The sequence below is a fragment of the Streptomyces sp. NPDC002309 genome, from assembly GCF_053593375.1.
The window spans coordinates 45,599-61,748 of record NZ_JBSFCI010000018.1 but is presented as its reverse complement, the minus strand read 5'-3'; the positions used below and the strand labels follow the sequence as shown (position 1 = coordinate 61,748).

14 protein-coding genes are annotated in these 16,150 nt (G+C 72.1%); 8 read left to right on the top strand and 6 right to left on the bottom strand.

Annotation, left to right across the window (positions count from 1 at the left end; genetic code table 11):
- Positions 1-14: 14 nt before the first annotated feature.
- On the top strand, positions 15-440 hold the full coding sequence (locus ACWCPM_RS17095; protein WP_450976980.1) for a peptidase M23: 426 nt from the start codon (positions 15-17) through the stop codon (positions 438-440).
- A gap of 504 nt (positions 441-944) precedes the next feature.
- On the opposite strand, the gene ACWCPM_RS17090 is transcribed toward ACWCPM_RS17095, so the two are convergent.
- A complete protein-coding gene (locus ACWCPM_RS17090; protein ID WP_450976979.1) occupies positions 945-2,570 on the bottom strand; it encodes a multicopper oxidase family protein in 1,626 nt (541 codons plus the stop codon).
- Positions 2,571-2,914: 344 nt separating this feature from the next.
- On the opposite strand from ACWCPM_RS17090, the gene ACWCPM_RS17085 reads away from it, so the two are divergent.
- Together ACWCPM_RS17085 and ACWCPM_RS17080 are read left to right on the top strand one after the other, a co-directional pair.
- Positions 2,915-4,591 carry a hypothetical protein gene (locus ACWCPM_RS17085; RefSeq protein ID WP_450976978.1) on the top strand — a complete coding sequence of 559 codons (1,677 nt, stop codon included), beginning with the start codon at positions 2,915-2,917 and terminating at the stop codon, positions 4,589-4,591.
- 98 nt (positions 4,592-4,689) lie between these two features.
- Positions 4,690-5,199: a winged helix-turn-helix transcriptional regulator gene (locus ACWCPM_RS17080; RefSeq protein WP_450976977.1), complete on the top strand. Its 510-nt coding sequence runs from the start codon at positions 4,690-4,692 to the stop codon at positions 5,197-5,199.
- A 71-nt stretch (positions 5,200-5,270) separates the two neighbouring features.
- On the opposite strand, the gene ACWCPM_RS17075 is transcribed toward ACWCPM_RS17080, so the two are convergent.
- A complete protein-coding gene (locus ACWCPM_RS17075) occupies positions 5,271-6,329 on the bottom strand; it encodes an LLM class flavin-dependent oxidoreductase (protein WP_450976976.1) in 1,059 nt (352 codons plus the stop codon).
- On the bottom strand, positions 6,329-6,835 hold the full coding sequence (locus ACWCPM_RS17070; protein ID WP_450976975.1) for an SRPBCC family protein: 507 nt from the start codon (positions 6,833-6,835) through the stop codon (positions 6,329-6,331). The genes ACWCPM_RS17075 and ACWCPM_RS17070 overlap by 1 nt, the downstream gene beginning before the upstream one ends.
- Positions 6,836-6,949: 114 nt before the next feature.
- Here ACWCPM_RS17070 and ACWCPM_RS17065 point away from each other — a divergent pair, with 114 nt between their 5' ends.
- On the top strand, positions 6,950-7,486 hold the full coding sequence (locus ACWCPM_RS17065; RefSeq protein ID WP_450976974.1) for an NUDIX domain-containing protein: 537 nt from the start codon (positions 6,950-6,952) through the stop codon (positions 7,484-7,486).
- Positions 7,487-7,787: 301 nt separating this feature from the next.
- Here the strand turns inward: ACWCPM_RS17065 and ACWCPM_RS17060 are convergent, their stop codons facing one another.
- Complete coding sequence (locus ACWCPM_RS17060; protein WP_450976973.1) at positions 7,788-10,325, bottom strand: FUSC family protein; 2,538 nt, start codon at positions 10,323-10,325, stop codon at positions 7,788-7,790.
- A 449-nt stretch (positions 10,326-10,774) separates the two neighbouring features.
- On the opposite strand from ACWCPM_RS17060, the gene ACWCPM_RS17055 reads away from it, so the two are divergent.
- Positions 10,775-11,965 carry an MFS transporter gene (locus tag ACWCPM_RS17055; RefSeq protein WP_450976972.1) on the top strand — a complete coding sequence of 397 codons (1,191 nt, stop codon included), beginning with the start codon at positions 10,775-10,777 and terminating at the stop codon, positions 11,963-11,965.
- Positions 11,966-12,002: 37 nt separating this feature from the next.
- On the opposite strand, the gene ACWCPM_RS17050 is transcribed toward ACWCPM_RS17055, so the two are convergent.
- Positions 12,003-12,563, bottom strand: a complete 561-nt coding sequence (locus ACWCPM_RS17050) for a DinB family protein (RefSeq protein WP_450976971.1) — start codon at positions 12,561-12,563, stop codon at positions 12,003-12,005.
- A 50-nt stretch (positions 12,564-12,613) separates the two neighbouring features.
- On the bottom strand, positions 12,614-13,291 hold the full coding sequence (locus ACWCPM_RS17045; RefSeq protein ID WP_450976970.1) for a TetR/AcrR family transcriptional regulator: 678 nt from the start codon (positions 13,289-13,291) through the stop codon (positions 12,614-12,616).
- Positions 13,292-13,350: 59 nt separating this feature from the next.
- On the opposite strand from ACWCPM_RS17045, the gene ACWCPM_RS17040 reads away from it, so the two are divergent.
- The 3 genes from ACWCPM_RS17040 to ACWCPM_RS17030 all read left to right on the top strand — a co-directional run bounded on the left by ACWCPM_RS17040 (position 13,351) and on the right by ACWCPM_RS17030 (position 16,103).
- Complete coding sequence (locus tag ACWCPM_RS17040) at positions 13,351-14,955, top strand: FAD-binding oxidoreductase (protein ID WP_450976969.1); 1,605 nt, start codon at positions 13,351-13,353, stop codon at positions 14,953-14,955.
- Positions 14,956-15,128: 173 nt separating this feature from the next.
- Positions 15,129-15,533 carry a RidA family protein gene (locus tag ACWCPM_RS17035; protein ID WP_450976968.1) on the top strand — a complete coding sequence of 135 codons (405 nt, stop codon included), beginning with the start codon at positions 15,129-15,131 and terminating at the stop codon, positions 15,531-15,533.
- A 126-nt stretch (positions 15,534-15,659) separates the two neighbouring features.
- Positions 15,660-16,103, top strand: a complete 444-nt coding sequence (locus ACWCPM_RS17030; RefSeq protein ID WP_450976967.1) for a VOC family protein — start codon at positions 15,660-15,662, stop codon at positions 16,101-16,103.
- Positions 16,104-16,150 lie beyond the last annotated feature (47 nt).

The window sequence follows — 16,150 nt, the reverse complement described above, 5'->3', positions numbered from 1 at the left end:
AATCCGGAGGAAGCATGAACACAGCACGTCTTGCGAGGGCGATGACCGCCTCGGCCCTGACGGCCGGGCTCCTGACCCTGGCCCCGGCCGCCTCCGCGGCCCCCGAACGACCCGCCGCCACGACCGCCCCGGCAGAGGCGTCGGCGTCCCTGACGTCGATCTACATCTGGGCGACGAACGTGAACGTCCGTCACGACGGACAGGACGCGGACTGCGTCTTCTACCCCTCGCGGGGCTCCTGCCCCACCGTCGTCGCGACCGTCTCCCGTACGGCCGCCAAGGGCCACTGCCAGCGCGAGGGCGAGACCATCCACGACAGCGGCTACAGCAACCGGTGGTGGACGCTGGTCGAGCTGGCCGACGGGAAGGTCGGCTGGGTCAACAACATCTACATCCAGGGCGGCGAGAAGATCGCCGGGGTACCCGACTGCTCCTGGTGACCGTCACCGATCCGCGGAGCCGCCGGCGTCCGTCCTCCACGGACGGAACGCCGGCGGCCCCGCACCTGTCAGGGCGGGTTCGCTCCCCGGGGGTTCGCGTCGTCGGGCACCGCGCAGCCGACGGGCGTGGTGCCGCGGCCGTGGCGGTGTCGGTGAGCGTGCCCTGCGAGACGAGTGAACCGAAGGCGATGAGCAGCGGCACGGCGGCGGACACCTGGAGCGCGTGGCCCGGCATCGCGCGGGCGGGGGAGAACCGCCCCGGCGTCCGGCTGCCGATCCGGGTCCGACGGTCGGCGCCATGGCTCATCGGGCGGGCGGCGGCGGTGTGCCGCACCGCCGCGACCGGGTCCGAGCGGCTCAGGAGGACTCGGACGGGCTACGGACCCGCGGCGGGGGCACCGCTCGGCCGGGCCGGCGGACGCCAGTCCCGGCCGGGTCCCGGCACACGGCCGGGGCCCGACGCGGTGAGCCACCGAGGAGTCCGCTCCCGCGCGCGGAACGTCGTCACTTGCGGTAGCCGAGGATCGTCATCATGCCGGACTCGGAGTGGTACTGGTTGTGGCAGTGCAGCATCCACAGGCCCGGGTTGTCGGCGTAGAAGTCGATGACGAGCTTGCGGTGGGGCAGCACGTGGGCGGTGTCCTTGCGGGCACCGACCGCGTCGATGCCGGTCATCGCGAACGTGTGGCCGTGGAGGTGTACCGGGTGCCACATGTCGGTGGCGTTGATGAGGCTGATACGGATCCGTTCACCCTCCCGGATCGGGATGCGCTTCTCGATGGAGTAGGGCTCGTGATCGAAGCCCCAGTCGAAGTTCTCCATGCCGCCGGTCAGCTTGATGCGCATCTCGCGGTCCGGCTCGTCGTCGCTGAGGGCGACCGACTCGTGCGGCACGAGGCGCCTGGCGGGCACGAGCATGCCGTCGAGTTCGTCCGGGTGCGCGGTGGGCGGGGGGAGCGCACCGCCGCTGGTCTGCAGCACGGCCATCGCCCTCGCGCCCTTGCCCTCGGCGAGCGCGACGAGGGGGAACACGCCGTTCCCGGCGGTGATCATCACGTCGTAGCGTTCGGCCATGCCGAGCAGCAGCGCTTGCGTCTTCGTGTGCTCGACCGGATAGCCGTCCGTGTGGGTCACGGTCATCTCGTGGCCGCCGAGCGCCACCCGGAAGGCGGTGTCGCCCCCGGCGTTGATGATGCGCAGCCGGATGCGGTCACCGGGACGGGCCTTGTAGACCGAGGGTGCCCCCGGGAGGCGGCCGTTGATCAGGTAGTGCGGGTAGTCGACGTTGCCTCCCATGCTCTCCAGGACGCGGCTGTACGAATCGCGCAGGACGCGGTCGGGACCGGCGGCCTTGGCGGAGGCCGACTCGTGGGCACCGCTGGACTTGGCGCTGTTCGGCCCGTGCGCTCCCTCACCCATGTCCATGGGCGCCGCCTCACCGCCCCGCAGCTGGCTGAGCACGCGGTCCGGGGTGGACCCGGAGACGCCGTCCACCCAGTCGTCCAGGACGATGACCCACTCCTTGTCGTAGGAGAGCGGCTCCTTGGGGTCCTCGACGATGAACGGAGCGTACAGACCGCGGTCGAGCTGCATCCCCGAGTGCGAGTGGAGCCAGTAGGTGCCCGGGTGCGCCACCGCGAAGCGGTAGTTGAACTCCTCGCCGGCGTTGATGGAACGCTGGGTGAGACCCGGCACGCCGTCCATGTCGCAGCGCATCCGGATGCCGTGCGAGTGCAGTGTCGTCGCCTCGCGCAGATGGTTGGCCAGCGTGAGGTCGAGAATGTCGCCGGCCGTGATCCTGACCTCCTTCCCGGGCAGCTGGTCGCCGTACGCCCATGTCCTGACGGTTTTGCCGCCCAGGTCGATCGACGCCTCGGTGGCGGTGAGCTTGAACTTGCGCACGGGACCGGACCCGCGCCTCTTCTCGGCGGCCAGGACCTCGGGATCGGACGGGTTGACGTATCCCTTCGGTCCCTTGGGGATGAAGTTGCCGGCACTGTGCCTGGCGCCCCTGTGGCCGGTGGCCCCGCCTTCGGACGGGGCGTCGGATCCGGAGCAGGCGGCCAGAGTTCCCGATCCGGCCGCCACGATCGAGGCACCGAGCAAGGTGCGCCGCGTAAATTTCTGCATGAACGTATAAGACCTGTTTTATGCGCTTATATGTGAGAACCGGAGCGGCGCGTCTCACGAATCACGGGCACGGCCCGAGGGGGGACGCGCCGGTCGCAGGCATGCGGTGCCGCGCGGCGACATGGCGCGGCGCCCACCGGGCGCTGCCCGGCGGCGGCGCCCCCGACCCTGACCGGCCTCCGCTTCGGTCTCCGCTTCGGTCTCGGTCTCGGTCTCGGTCTCGGTTTCCGTTTTGTCCGAGCACTTCCCTGCCCTGCTTCTGGCTGACCAGCAGGTGACCACTCCGTATACTCCGCCGGAACGCCGCCCGTCCGAACACCTGGCCAGAGAGTCCGCATACCGCCATGAAGAACGCCCTGCCTCCGCTGTCGCCCAACTATGCGACGCAAAGGAACCGCGCCTACCAGGAGAGCGTGGAGGTGCACGGGAAGTGGCCGGTCGAGTTCCAGTTCCGCCCGGCCCAGGGCGACCACCGGCACCTGCTGGTGGTGTTCTCGTCCGTGGGGAGCAAGTACGGCTTCGGCAACGCGCTGGAGAGCGTCAAGTGCAACATCCTGAGGATCCGTGACCACTTCGACGGCGGGGCCTCGTACTACGTGGCGAGGAACATGGACTTCAGCGTCACGGATTCCATACAGGCCCTCATCGGGGACCACATGGGGCGGCTGGGGGTCACCCGGGACGAGGTGACCCTGCTGGGCGCCTCCAAGGGCGGAAGCGCCGCGCTGTACTACGGCCTGAAGTACGACTACAAGAACATCGTGGCCTCGACACCGCAGTACTTCCTCGGCGGCTACTCCAAGGGCCACGGACAGCTCGGGGACGCCGTCCTCGGTGAGGGACAGTCCGACGAGAACGTCGCGACGATGGACGCCGTCATGCCGGACGTCCTCGCGCGCGCGACGGACCTCAAGCGGAACGTCTACGTCGTCTCCTCTCCCGGCGACTACCAGTACGAGGAGGAGGTCAAGCACTACCTCCCCGCCCTGCGGGAGTACGAGAACTTCAACTTCCTCTTCGTCGAATCGCCCACGGTCCGACGGCACGACGAGGTGGTCCGGCAGGCGCTGCCGTCGATCCTGAGCATCGTGTACTCCCTGACGGAGGGCGCCGCGCCCCGGTGGGGCGAGGTCCGGATCGGTACCGACGCCGAGGACCCGGAGGCTGCCGCCGCGCACCTCGCCGAGCTCCGCGCGCGCGACACCGCCCTGGCCGTCCTCCAGCGTGCCGAGTTCGCCGAGGGGTGTCTGCGGCTGAAGGGACACGCCTTCCTGCCGGGCGTGTCGCCCGACGGTCCGGTGGCCGAGACCAAGCGGCTCGTTCTGGAGAAGGACGGCGAGACCTGGACGTACCCGCTGGAGTCGGCCAAGGAGATCAGGCTCTACCGGGACTACTTCGACGAGTACTTCTGCGAGTACGAGATGGGCGGATTCGCCTCCGAGGGCCGGCTGACCTTCGCCGGGCTCCCGCAGGGCACCTACGACGTCTCCGTCTGCGTCACGAGCCAGGACGAGGGGATCGAGCGGCGGACGCGGCTGATCTCGCAGAACGCGGTCGACCGACGCCGGGCCGACGGTGACGCGGAGCTTCTGTTCCGCGGCGGCAAGGGGGGCCTCAAGCTGGTCAAGCGGAGCATCGTGGGAATCGACTCCGCCGGGGTGTGCTTCTCTCCCGGGAGGGCGGAGGAGCGCGAAGGGAAGGTCCACGCCGAGGGCGTTCTCTTCCTGCCCGGACGGAACGCCGACCGTGACACGCACGCCTTCTACTATCTCGTGCTCCAGGGGAAGCAGGAATGTCACTCCTTCGCCCTGGAGGCGAAGAGGACCCCCGACGCGGTACGGCCGCACAAGCCGACCGGTGACCTCGGCAACTACGACTTCGGATACTTCACGACGGGAACCGGCGGGATCGACGTCTCGGACGTCCCCGCCGGCAAGTACAGCCTGCTCGTCTCCATGAGCGTCGGCGGCGCCCTGTTCACCAAGAAGGCCGGGAAGGTCACCCTGAAGAAGGCTCGCTGAGCGCCTGGGGCCTCACGCCGGGCGGCTGTCGCGGGCGGCCTCGGCCCCCGCATCTCATCATGAGACCGTCATGGTCGAACGCTGTTATGGTCGAACGCATGAGACGGACGTCCTTCGATGGCTGGCCCTGCTCGATCGCCCGTACGGTGGACATCCTGGGCGACGGCTGGACACTGCTGGTCCTGCGGGAGGTCTTCTACGGCGAGTCACGCTTCGACGGCTTCATCGGCTCGCTGGGCATCGCCCGCAACACCCTCGCCGACCGGTTGCGGCGTCTGGAGGAGGCGGGGCTCCTGGAGCGCCGCGTCTACCGGACCGAGCCGGTCCGCCACGAGTACCTGCCGACGGAGAAGGGCCGTGACTTCTACGGCGTCCTGGCCGCGCTCAACGCCTGGGGAGACCGCTGGCTGGCGGGTGAGGAAGGCGTCCCCGTCGTCATGCGCCACACCACCTGCGACCACGACACACAGCCCCAGGTGGTGTGTTCCTCCTGCGGTGAACCGCTGCGGCACGCGGAGGTGACCGTGACCACGGGGCCCGGCTACCCGGCCCGCCTGCTGAAGCGGCCCGACGTGCGGGAGCGCTTCGGCCTCGGACCGGACGGGTGAGACACTCCGTCGAGGGCGCCCCCGGCCGTGACATCGGGTGCCCCGGCCCGCGAGGCGGTGTGTCGCGGGGTTCAGGCCTCGCCGTCGAGGTCGCGGACCAGCTCGATCGCCCTGCCCAGCGTGTCCAGTCGCGTCTGGAGGGTCTCACCCGCCGGATACATGCGGACCGTGTCCACGCCGGCGTCCCGCCACACACGCAGCCGCCGCCGGACCATCTCCTCGGTGCCGATGAGTGTGGTGGCCAGCACCATCTCGTCGGTCACGAGGGCTGCCGCGCCGTCGCGGTCGCCGCCCTGCCAGCGCTCCCGGACCTCCGCCGCCACCTCCGCCCAACCCTGGCGGCTGTAGGCCCGGTTGTAGAAGTTCGTCGACGCCGAGCCCATACCGCCCAGGCTGAAGGCGAGTTCCTTCCTGCGGCCGGCGACCATGGCGCCGAGCGCCTCCTCGTCCGCCGCGAAGCAGACCTCCGCTCCCTGGCACACGTCGAGGTCCTCACGGCCGCGCGCGGCGGCGGCCAGACCTTCCTGGAGAGGGGCGAAGTAGGCGTCCGCCGCGCCCTCGGGCACGAAGCTGGTGCCGAGCCAGCCGTCCGCGACCTCCCCGGTGAGCTTGAGCATCGCCGGTGACAGGGCCGCCAGATAAAGGGGAACGGGGTGCTCGGCCCGCAGGGAGAGCCGCATGGGTACGGCCTCACCACCGGCGAGCGGGATCCGGAACTCCGCGCCCGAGTGGGTGATCCTGCCGCCCGCGATCGCCTGCCGCACGATCTCCACCGTCTCGCGCACGCGCGCCAGGGGGCGGGCGAACGGCACGCCGTGCAGGCCCTCCATCACCTGAGGACCGGAGGGGCCGAGGCCCAGCAGGAAGCGTCCGCCGGAGAGGTTGGACAGGGTGATCGCCGTCTGCGCGAGGGCGACCGGGGTGCGCGTGCCCACCTGCATGATCCCGGAGCCGAGCAGCATGCGCTCGGTACGGGCCGCGTAGAAGCCGAGGGCGGACGGGGCGTCGGATCCCCATGCCTCGGCCACCCAGCAGACGTCGAGACCGAGCTTCTCCGCCTCGACGACGAAGTCGGCCTGCCGGGACCAGGTGCCGAAGCCGGACGCCTCGACCGTCGTCGCCGTCCGCATCACGCCTCCGCCCACTGCTTGATGTGCTCCAGCGTGGCGGTCATGTTGCGTTCGAACTCCCGCAGGCGCACGAACACGATCTTCTGCTCTTTGTCCGGCATGGCCTCGATCGCGATGGACAGTCCCGAGGGGGCCGGGCCCATCCGCACCCACTGCGACAGCTCGGTTCCTTCGTCCCTCGGCGTCAGGCGGAACCGCCAGATCGCCATGGGGTTCTCCGGGTCGGCCACCGCCCACGCGAACACCCTCGGCCGTTCGCATGCGATGACGGTCGAGACGGTCTCCCACTCCCCGAGTTCCGGATGCGCGCTGCGTCCGAGGAACCGGGCCCCCACGACCGGCCCGACTGCTCCGTCGATCCACGCCGCGGACCGCAGCTCCACGCTCGCCGCCGGCATGCGTTCCACGTCCGAGACCAGCTCCCACACACGCTCGGGTGGGGCATCGACCCAAGTCGTCACCTCCACCGTCGGTGTGTCCGCGTACCGCGCGCCCGTCCACTCCATCGTGTTCGCCTCCTCATCGCCGAGGTCCGTCGACAGTAGAGTTGCGTAATAAGACTCAGAAGGTCAAGGGTGGTCAGGGGTGGGGTTGTCAGAGGCTCGTCGTACTCTCCGGCGATGACCCGTCACCTGATGGAGCGGCGCGTTCTCGAGGCCGCGGAGCATGACGCGAGGAAGGCCCTGACCCAGGACGACGGCGCCTGGCGGTGGCTGCTGGACCCCGACGCGAACCGGCACGGTCCGCTCGCGGCCGAGGTGTGGGCGTGCGACGAGGCGCTGACGCATGTCCTGATGGTCGATCACCGCTGGCGTGGCTGGGTGGCACCCGGCGGCAAGGTGGAACCCGGGGAGACTCCGCGCGAGGCGGCGGTGCGGGAGCTGTTCGAAGAGACGGGGGTGGACGCGGAGTTGCTCGGTGTACCGGCCGCCGCCGCCGTTCGCTCGTACCGTCCCGGCCGGCCGGCCGTGCTGGGCCTGTCCTTCACGGCGGTCGCCGACCGTCGTGTCCCCTTGGCCCCGGAGGACGGGCAGCCCGCGGCCTGGCTGCGGCTGGACGCGCCCTGGCAGGGGTGGTTCGCCGGCGATCGCCTTCTGAAGCGCCGGTGCGCCGACTGGATCCGGGAGCGTGGCACGGCCCCAGGGGTTCAGTTCTGACGGCGTGGGGTGGTCCGTTGTAGCGGTGGGAGCGTGCCGTCCAGCGGGAAGGCGAGGGCGGCGCGGGCGTCGCCGGACTGGGCCGCCCAGCGTCGGGAATCGGCGCGCAGGAACCGATGAGGAGCGTCGCGACATGGACGGCGATGAGCAGGAAACTCACCGGTTCGCGTCCGTGGACGAGGAGTTCGGTGATGACGTCGACCGCCCCGCGGCCAGTGGCAGCCACCACTCCCGTCCCCGGCACGGCGACGGCGGCTGTGCCCGCGGCGCGACGCGCGGGCTCCGGCTCGTCACCGCGCGCCTAGCCTCTGTCCCCGCCGGGGCGGGAGAAGGATCGGAGGGCACCGGAGGCCGGCGAACGGCGCTCCACCCGACGGACGGTCTCGGGCAGGCTGCCCTCGATGCGGGCCAGTTGAGCGCTGAGGCTGCGCAGCCAGACGTCGAGGTCGACCAGCGCGGGCATCGGGGTCCGGTCCGGCCGAGAGGGCATCGGACGTGATTCGCCGCGCCGCGGGGAGGCCGGACGTGATTCGCCGTGCTGCGGGGACGCTGGACGTGATTCGCCGTGCTGCTGCGGCGGCGGCGTCGGACGCGACTCGCCCGGTCGTGGGGACGCAGGTCCTGGTCGAGGGGATGGCGGTCCCGGCGGCGAGGAGGCGGACCGGTCCTCGGCCTGCCCGGGGAGAGGCGGCCTCGGCTGCCCGGGGGGCGGCCTGTCCTTGTCCGGCCGAGCGGGTGGCGGCCGCGTCCCCTCTCCCTCCGATCCGGTCGGCCGGCCCGCGTCGAGCGGTGGCACGCCTGTCCCCGGCTCGGCGGCCGACGGCCCGCCCCGCGCCCACTCGGACATGTCGCCCGCGCACAGGGCGGCGAGCCGGTCGGTGGTGTTCGCCAGCGCGCACGCACCGGCCCGTGCCTGGTCGGCGGCGTCCCCGGACATGGCGGTCGCGGGCAGGTCGACGCGCGGCAGCCACTGGGCGCCGAGCAGGATGTGGTGGGCGGTGATGAGCACGGCGTGCCAGTCCGTGGGGGCGGGCGTGCCACCCCCCGGCTCGCTGCGGTACTGCGCGTAGGCGGACTCGGCGAGGCGCAGGCGGTGCAGGGTGGGCAACGTCGGTGGGGCGGGGGCCGAGCCCGGTGGTACGGCCGTCAGCGTCGCGACGGTGCCCTTGATCAGCGGGCCGCACTCCCGCAGGAGGCCGGCCATGGTGCGCAGTACCTCGCGGCGGGCGCCGGACGGCCAGGCGAGCAGGGCGCAGAGCAGCCCGATGGCGCTGCCGGTCACGACGTCCACGATCCGTGCCGCGGCGAGGTGCCACGACGCGGGGGCGATCTGGGCGAACGCGGTGGCCACCACGAGGGTGAACAGCCCCTGTGCCCAGGCGATGCCGAGGAGCGGCCCGAGCGCGAAGGCGATGAGCATGCCCGGCGCCAGCAGCGCCGCGTACGCCTCGGTGTGCTGATCGAGGCCGATGAGCAGCAGGCCCGCCGCGACGGCACCGATCAGGTTGCCCGCGACGGCCTTGCGGATGGCGGCCCAGGTCTCTCCGGCGGTCGTGCGGCTCAGCGTCAGTACCGCCAGCAGTACCCAGAAGCCGTGCGTCAGGTCGAGCGAACCGGCGACGAGCCGTGCGGCTGCCAGTGCGACGGCGATCCGCAGGGCGTTCTGGAACTGCACCGCGCGGAACGTCATGTTGCCGATGATCCGGCGCGACCACAGGTAGGGGGCGGAGGCCGACGCGTACCAGAACAGCTCCCGTGGCTCGATGGGCGGAGTACGCCGCCCGTCCAGGGCGACCCGTACCGAGATCTCCAGGACCCGGACGGACTCGGCGACGGCCAGCAGCGCGGCCTGCCGGCGCAGCACCGGTACCGGCGGGACCTCGGAGGCCGCCCCGGTCACCTGCCGGACGCGCAGCTGCTGGAAGCCGTCGATCGCCGCGTCCATCCGCTGGGAGCCGGGCGCGGTCCGACCGGTCCGCAGGGCATCGGCCGTCTCGTGGCACAGGATCGCCACCTGTGGCAGGAGGGAGCCGGACGCCACGTCGCAACGGCCCTCGCCGTCCGCGTTCTCCTCCGCGCCGGCGCGGATACCGGTGCCTTCACGGACGAGCGCGCGCAGTTCGCCGGACTCGGCCAGATGGGCCAGCTGTTCCAGCAGCCGGCGCGCGGCGGACCCCGCCTGGGCCAGGCCGCGGTCGGCGCGGTCGGGGCCCGCGGGGCGTTCCGCCGGCGGGGCCTCGGACAGCCGCAGCCTCATGCCGGTGCCCCGCAGCTCCGCGGGGGACAGGAGGCTGCGTCCGACGATGGTGTCGCCTGCCGTGGACAGGGCGTGCGCGATGGTTTCCCGGTAGCTCCGGCCGGGAGGCTGAGGCAGCAGGAACAGCTCGCACAGCGCCAGCACCACCACGCCGTAGGCGAGCCCGGCCAGCCGTAGCCAGAGGGTCTCGGGTTCGTACGGCGGGAAGCAGGCCAGGATGTAGAAGAGCTGGAGCCCGGGTGCCGCCCCGGCCGGCCGGGGCCCCGCGATCGCGGCGAACGCGAGCAGGAAGCCGACGACCAGCATTCCCAGCACCGCCGACCAGGTCTGCACCGCCAGGACGGTTCCGAGCCCCACCAGCAGCAGGCCCACCGGCAGTGCCTTGAGCATCACCTCGGCCCGCTGCCGCCCGGATCCGGGGATCGAAGAGAGCAGACCGAGCGAGATCGGGGCGAACAGCGCGTACAGCGCCACGACCGGCTCGTGGAGCCAGTAGAGGAAGGGGTAGAAGCCCGCGGACGCGGAGAGGGAGACCCGCAACGACCGGCGCAGGATCTCCGTCCGCGCTGCCCCGCCGGTCACGGCAGCCACCCGGCGACCAGAGCGCGCGCACCGAACGGCGTCGCGCTTCGGGTGAGTGGAGCGCGCGGGCCGGGTGGCGTCGCGTCTCGGGGGAGCAGAGCACGCGCACCGAACGGCGTCGCGCTTCGGGGGAGTGGAGTGCGTGGGCCGGGTGGCGTCGCGTCTCGGGGGAGGGGAGCGCGCGGATCGGACGGCGCCGTGTCTCGGGGGACGGCGGCCGCGGTAAGCGCCCCCGTGCGCGCGGCCGGTGACGACTCAGCGCGCATGGGCACGCTCCTCTCGGGCGGCGCCGCGGTGTCAGGACGGGCGCGCAGGCGACCCGCTCACCATTGTCGGCCGCTCCTGTCGCGACCGCAGCCCGGCGGCTCCCGGACGCCCGACGTGCGACCGCGGCCCGGGTGGCGTGCCGTTCGGACGGTTCCGGTGCACGCGCGGTTACCGTCGGCGACATGGACGGCGTTCGCCGAGGGTGGCGTGAGTGTGTGCTCGCTGGGGCGGTGTTCGCCGTGGGCATGGCCGGCACCACGCTGCCGACCCCGCTGTACCCCCTCTACCAGGAGAAGTTCGGCTTCTCCGAGTTCACGGTGACCGTCGTGTACGCCCTGTACGCCTTCGGGGTCATCGGCGTCCTGCTGCTGGCCGGCAACGCCTCCGACGCCGTGGGCCGGCGCGTGGTGGTCCAGTGGGGCCTGGGAGCCGGGGCGGCGAGCGCGGTGTGCTTCCTGTGTGCCACCGAACTGGGCTGGCTGTACGCGGGGCGGCTGCTGTCGGGAGTGTCCGCGGGGCTCCTCACCGGGGCCGTCTCGGCCTACGTGATGGAGCTCGCACCGTACGGCGGCACCTCGCGGGCCACCTTCGTCGCGACGGCCGCCAACATGGGAGGGCTCGGCTGCGGTCCGCTCCTGGCCGGTGTGCTGGCGGAGTACGCCCCCTGGCCCCTGTACCTGCCCTTCGTCGCCCACCTCGCCCTGGTCGCCGTCTCGTTCGCCGTCCTGCTGCGCCTTCCGGAGACCGTCGGCGAACGTATGCCGCTGCGGTCCGTACGGCCGCACGCGCCCGCTCTGCCCGTGCAGGTGCGGGCGGTGTTCGGGCCGGCGGCCATCGCCTCGTTCGTGGGGTTCGCGCTGTTCGGGGTCTTCACCTCGGTCAGTCCCGCGTTCCTGGCCGAGTCGCTGGACGTGCGCGACCACGCCGTGAGCGGGCTGGTCGTCGCACTGGCCTTCTTCGCCTCGACGGGCGGGCAACTGGCCGTCGGCCGGATCGGGGTGCGCCGGTCGCTGCCGCTGGGGTGCGCCGGACTCCTCGCCGGTCTGGCGCTGCTCGCGGGAGCGCTGTACTGGGATCTGCTGGCGCTCGTCGTGCTCAGCGCGCTCGTCGGCGGAGGCGGGCAGGGGCTGACGTTCCGCGCGGCGCTGGCCGCGGTGGCCCAGGCGTCTCCCGAGGACCGGCACGCGGCGGTGATGTCCACCCTGTTCGTGGTGGCCTACGCGGGCATCTCGGTGCCGGTGATCGGCGTGGGAGCGCTGACGGAGCCGATCGGCCTGGAAGGCGCGGGGCTCGTGTTCATCGGGTGCATGGCCGTACTCGTCTCGTCGGCCGCCGCCTATCTGCTGCGGCGGCCGGTGCCGGAGGAGGTGTGAGCGACGCGGTGCCGGTGTCGTCCGGACCGCCGTGCGCCTACTGGCCCACCCGGCCGTCGACGCACTCGCGCAGCAGATCGGCGTGCCCGCAGTGGCGGGCGTACTCCTCGACGCGGTGCACCCACAGTTCACGGACGGCGGTGCCGTCCTTGCCCACCCGCGTGCCCAGATCCGTGTGGTCGAGCAACGCCGCGTCGGTCGCCGCCTGTTCGCGAGCGAGATCCGCGAACGCGCCGTCCACCAGGGCCTGTTCCGCCACGGCGCCGTCGAAGTCGGAGTCGCGGCCACCGTACAGTCTCGGTTCCGGGTCCTCCGGGCGGATCCAGTTGCGCCAGTCCCGCTCCACCTCGGCGAGATGACGGACCAGCCCCAGCAGGGACATGGTCGACGGCGGCACCGAACGGCGTGTCAGGTCCCGCGGACCCAGTCCGTCGCACTTCATCCGCAGGGTCATGCGATAGCCGTCGAGGAAGTCCCGGAGGGTCGCCAACTCGCCGTCGGGGCTTGCCCCCTCATTGTTGCGGGGATCCTCGTGGGGATCCACCCACATGTCGGAGTGGACGGTGGCCTTGGTCCATCGCTCTGGCTGGTCGCTCATGGTGCCCACGATGCTGAGCGGTGGCCTGACGGGCAACCGATTATCCGGCTTCAGTCGGCTGCGACCAGTGCGTCCCGGGCCACGGCGAACAGGCGGGCGCAGCGTTCCGTCATGGCGTCGGCGGACTCCTCGGGGTGGTTGATCCACCAGCGGACAAGGGCTGTGGCCACACCCTGCCACGCGTGGCGCAGGGCGTCGGCGTCCAGGGCGTCGAAGGGCTCGGCGGCCGGCAGGACGTCGGCGGTGCCCCGTGCCGCGCACTCGTCGACGGCGGCCCGGTAGCGCCGCGCGTGGCGGGCGGCCTCGCTGTCGGCGGGCAGCGAGGTGTCGTACAGGACGAACCATGCCTCCCGCTGTTCCTCCAGCGCGGAGAAGAGGCCGTGCAGGACCCGCAGCGCGGTGGGCGCCGGCGGCGCGGTCCCGCGGCCCCGGTCCTGGGTACCGTCCTCCGGCACGGCTCCGTCCGCGGGGTCCTCCATGGCCGTCCGGATCGCCGACAGGATCCGGTCGCCGACCGGGACCAGGCACGCGAGGTACAGATCCTGCTTGGTGCCGAAGTACTGGTGCAGCAGTGTCTTGGTGACACCGACGCGCGCCGCGACCGCCGCGAGCGAGGTGCCCTCGTAACCGCGGCGGCCGAACTCCTCCGTGGCCGCGGCGAGGATCTGCCGTTCGCGCCGGACCCGCGGAACGCCTTTCGTGCCCGCCCGGGTCGAGGGGGTTGCCATGCGAGTAATTTACCACTAGGTAATTTACCTCCAGGTAAATTCGATGAAGGAGCCGGCCCATGTCCGTCGACGCCGCGGCGCGCACGTCCCGAGAGCGTTCCTGGTGGGGATGGGGGTGGGCCGACGCCCACCCCGACGACGCGGAGTGCGTCGCGCTGGGTGCCCTCGTGCCCGGCACCCTGGCCCGGCCGCTGCCCCTGCCCCGGGTCGCCGACCTGCGCATCGGCCCGCCCGCCGCCGAAGTGCCGGGCAGTCTCGGCCACTTGGTGACGTACGCCCCCGAGGCGCGCGCCGCGCATGCCATGGGCAAGGCGTACCGCGATGTCGCGCGCGCCCTGCGCGGCCGGCCGGGCCGGATTCCCGACCTGGTCGCCCATCCGGTGTGCGACCAGGACGTGGCCGACCTGCTGGAGTGGGCCGGCGAGCGCCAGGTGGCCGTCGTCCCCTACGGCGGCGGCTCCTCGGTCGTCGGCGGTGTCGAGTACCGGGGCGACGCCCACCACGCGGTGCTGTCACTGGACCTGACCGCCATGGACCGGGTCCTGGAGATCGACACCGACAGCCGCGCCGCGCGGGTCCAGGCCGGTGTCCTCGGCCCGGAGCTGGAGAACCAGCTCCGGCCGCACGGGCTGACATTGCGCCACTTCCCGCAGAGCTTCGAGTTCTCCACCCTCGGCGGCTGGCTGGCCACCCGGGCGGGCGGGCACTACGCCACGGGCCGGACCCGCATCGACGACTTCACGCAGTCGCTCAACGTGGTCACCCCGGCCGGCGCCGGCGCCTCCTGGCGCCTTCCCGCGTCCGGCGCGGGTCCCTCACCGGACCGCCTCTTCCTCGGGTCCGAGGGGTCCCTGGGCGTGATCACCGAGGCGTGGATGCGGGTGCAGGACCGCCCGCGCCACAGGGCGTCCGCCTCGGTGTCCTTCACGGGCTTCGACGCGGCGCTCCTCGCGGTGCGCGCCCTCGCCCGGTCCGACCTCGCACCCGCCAACTGCCGGCTGCTCGACGCGGGAGAGGCCGCGCTCTCGGGCGCGGCCCAGGACGGCAGCGCCGTGCTCGTCCTCGGATTCGAGTCCTCGACCGGCCCCGTGGAGGACCGCCTCACCCAGGCGCTGGACCTGGCCCGCGCCCACGGCGGCCGGGCCGAGGAGGACGCGTCCGGCCGGGGCACGTCCGCCGACGGGGCGGTCGGCGCCTGGCGCTCCGCCTTCCTGCGCATGCCCTACCTCCGGGACGGGCTGGCCCGGATGGGCGCCGTCGCCGAGACCTTCGAGACGGCCACCACATGGGACCGGCTGCCCGCGCTGATCGACGCGGTCCGCACCGAGGTCGGCGCCGCCGCGCACAAGGCGACGGGGCACCCCGCGCTCGTCAACTGCCGTCTCACCCATGTCTACCCCGATGGCGCGGCCCCCTACTTCACCGTGATCGCCGGTGCGCGACCCGGTGACGAGGTGGCGATCTGGGACGACCTGAAGGCCGTTGCGGGCGACGTCCTGCACCGCCACCGCGCCACCATCACCCACCACCACGCCGTGGGCCGCGACCACCGCCCCCAGTACGACCTCCAGCGCCCCGAGCCCTTCGCCCGGGCCCTGAGTGCCGTCAAGCGCACCCTGGACCCTGGCGGAATCCTCAACCCGGGCGTGCTTTTCGACGGTTGACGGCACCGGCGGCCCTGCCGCCCCGGTGCGTGGGCGGGCCGCCCCTCGCCGGAAGGCACCCGGCGATACATGTTGCTACGCTCGAAATGGCCTGATCGAGCGAATTGCGCCTCATCGTGTCGCGGCAGGTCCTGGATCGATGTCGCGACGGGTCCTGGATCGATGGAGAGACAATGACTGTCCAGGCTCGGAAGTTCGGCTTCGGTGTGCCGTGGGAGTCCCTCTTCGGCTACAGCCAGGCACTGCAGGCAGGGGAGACCCTGTACATCTCCGGACAGGTGTCGCACGACGCCGACGGTGCCTTCGTCGGCGCCGGCGACTTCGAGCTCCAGACCAGGACCACGTTCGCCAACCTCGACAAGGTGCTCGACCAGTTCGGGGCCACCCGCAACCAGGTCGTCGAGTCCACCGCGCTGATCATCGACATGCGGGAGAACTTCGCGTCGCTGGCCCGCCTGCACGCGGAGTACTTCGCCGAGCACCGCCCCACCAGCACCGCGATGGGCGTGGTCGCACTGGCGCTGCCCGAGCAGCTCATCGAGATCGGCGCGGTCGTGCGTCTCGACCTGGAGACATAGGAGGCGCGCCGGCGGGAGGCGGGCGTTCACCCCGGACGGACGGTCAGGCCGAGGTTCCCCCGGCGGAGTCGCCGGCACCGGGCCGGTAGTCCAACGAGCCGGTGCCCCATGGAAGGTGATGACCAGATGGATCTCAAGCTCGAAGTCGTCGTACTGCCCGTCGCCGACATCGACCGGGCCAAGTCCTTCTACGAGGGCCTCGGTTTCCGTATGGACGTCGACTACGCGGACGACGAGGGGTTCCGGGTGGTGCATCTGACGCCCCCGGGATCGCAGTGCTCGATCCTCTTCGGCGACGGGGTGTCCGACGCGGCACCGGGCTCGGTCGAAGGGCTGCATCTGATCGTCGACGACATCGAGGCGGCCCGGGCCGAACTCCGCGCGCGGGGAGTCGACATCAGCGAGGTGTTCCACGACGCCGGCGGTGTCTTCCACCACGCCGGGGAGAAGGACCGCGTCGACGGCCCGCAGCCCGAACGCGCGAGTTACGGCTCGTTCGCCTCGTTCAGCGACCCGGACGGCAACGGCTGGGTGCTCCAGGAAGTCACGACCCGGCTTCCCGGACGGTGACGCGGCGGCATCCGCCCCGTGACACGGACCCGCGAAAGCGGCAGCAC

Excerpts from the sequence above, each read along its gene's own strand:
- ACWCPM_RS17095 (WP_450976980.1), top strand. The coding sequence starts at position 15 with ATGAACACAGCACGTCTTGCGAGGGCGATGACCGCCTCGGCCCTGACG.
- ACWCPM_RS17090 (WP_450976979.1), bottom strand. The coding sequence starts at position 2,570 with ATGCAGAAATTTACGCGGCGCACCTTGCTCGGTGCCTCGATCGTGGCG.
- ACWCPM_RS17085 (WP_450976978.1), top strand. The coding sequence starts at position 2,915 with ATGAAGAACGCCCTGCCTCCGCTGTCGCCCAACTATGCGACGCAAAGG.
- ACWCPM_RS17080 (WP_450976977.1), top strand. The coding sequence starts at position 4,690 with ATGAGACGGACGTCCTTCGATGGCTGGCCCTGCTCGATCGCCCGTACG.
- ACWCPM_RS17075 (WP_450976976.1), bottom strand. The coding sequence starts at position 6,329 with ATGCGGACGGCGACGACGGTCGAGGCGTCCGGCTTCGGCACCTGGTCC.
- ACWCPM_RS17070 (WP_450976975.1), bottom strand. The coding sequence starts at position 6,835 with ATGGAGTGGACGGGCGCGCGGTACGCGGACACACCGACGGTGGAGGTG.
- ACWCPM_RS17065 (WP_450976974.1), top strand. The coding sequence starts at position 6,950 with ATGACCCGTCACCTGATGGAGCGGCGCGTTCTCGAGGCCGCGGAGCAT.
- ACWCPM_RS17055 (WP_450976972.1), top strand. The coding sequence starts at position 10,775 with ATGGACGGCGTTCGCCGAGGGTGGCGTGAGTGTGTGCTCGCTGGGGCG.
- ACWCPM_RS17050 (WP_450976971.1), bottom strand. The coding sequence starts at position 12,563 with ATGAGCGACCAGCCAGAGCGATGGACCAAGGCCACCGTCCACTCCGAC.
- ACWCPM_RS17045 (WP_450976970.1), bottom strand. The coding sequence starts at position 13,291 with ATGGCAACCCCCTCGACCCGGGCGGGCACGAAAGGCGTTCCGCGGGTC.
- ACWCPM_RS17040 (WP_450976969.1), top strand. The coding sequence starts at position 13,351 with ATGTCCGTCGACGCCGCGGCGCGCACGTCCCGAGAGCGTTCCTGGTGG.
- ACWCPM_RS17035 (WP_450976968.1), top strand. The coding sequence starts at position 15,129 with ATGACTGTCCAGGCTCGGAAGTTCGGCTTCGGTGTGCCGTGGGAGTCC.
- ACWCPM_RS17030 (WP_450976967.1), top strand. The coding sequence starts at position 15,660 with ATGGATCTCAAGCTCGAAGTCGTCGTACTGCCCGTCGCCGACATCGAC.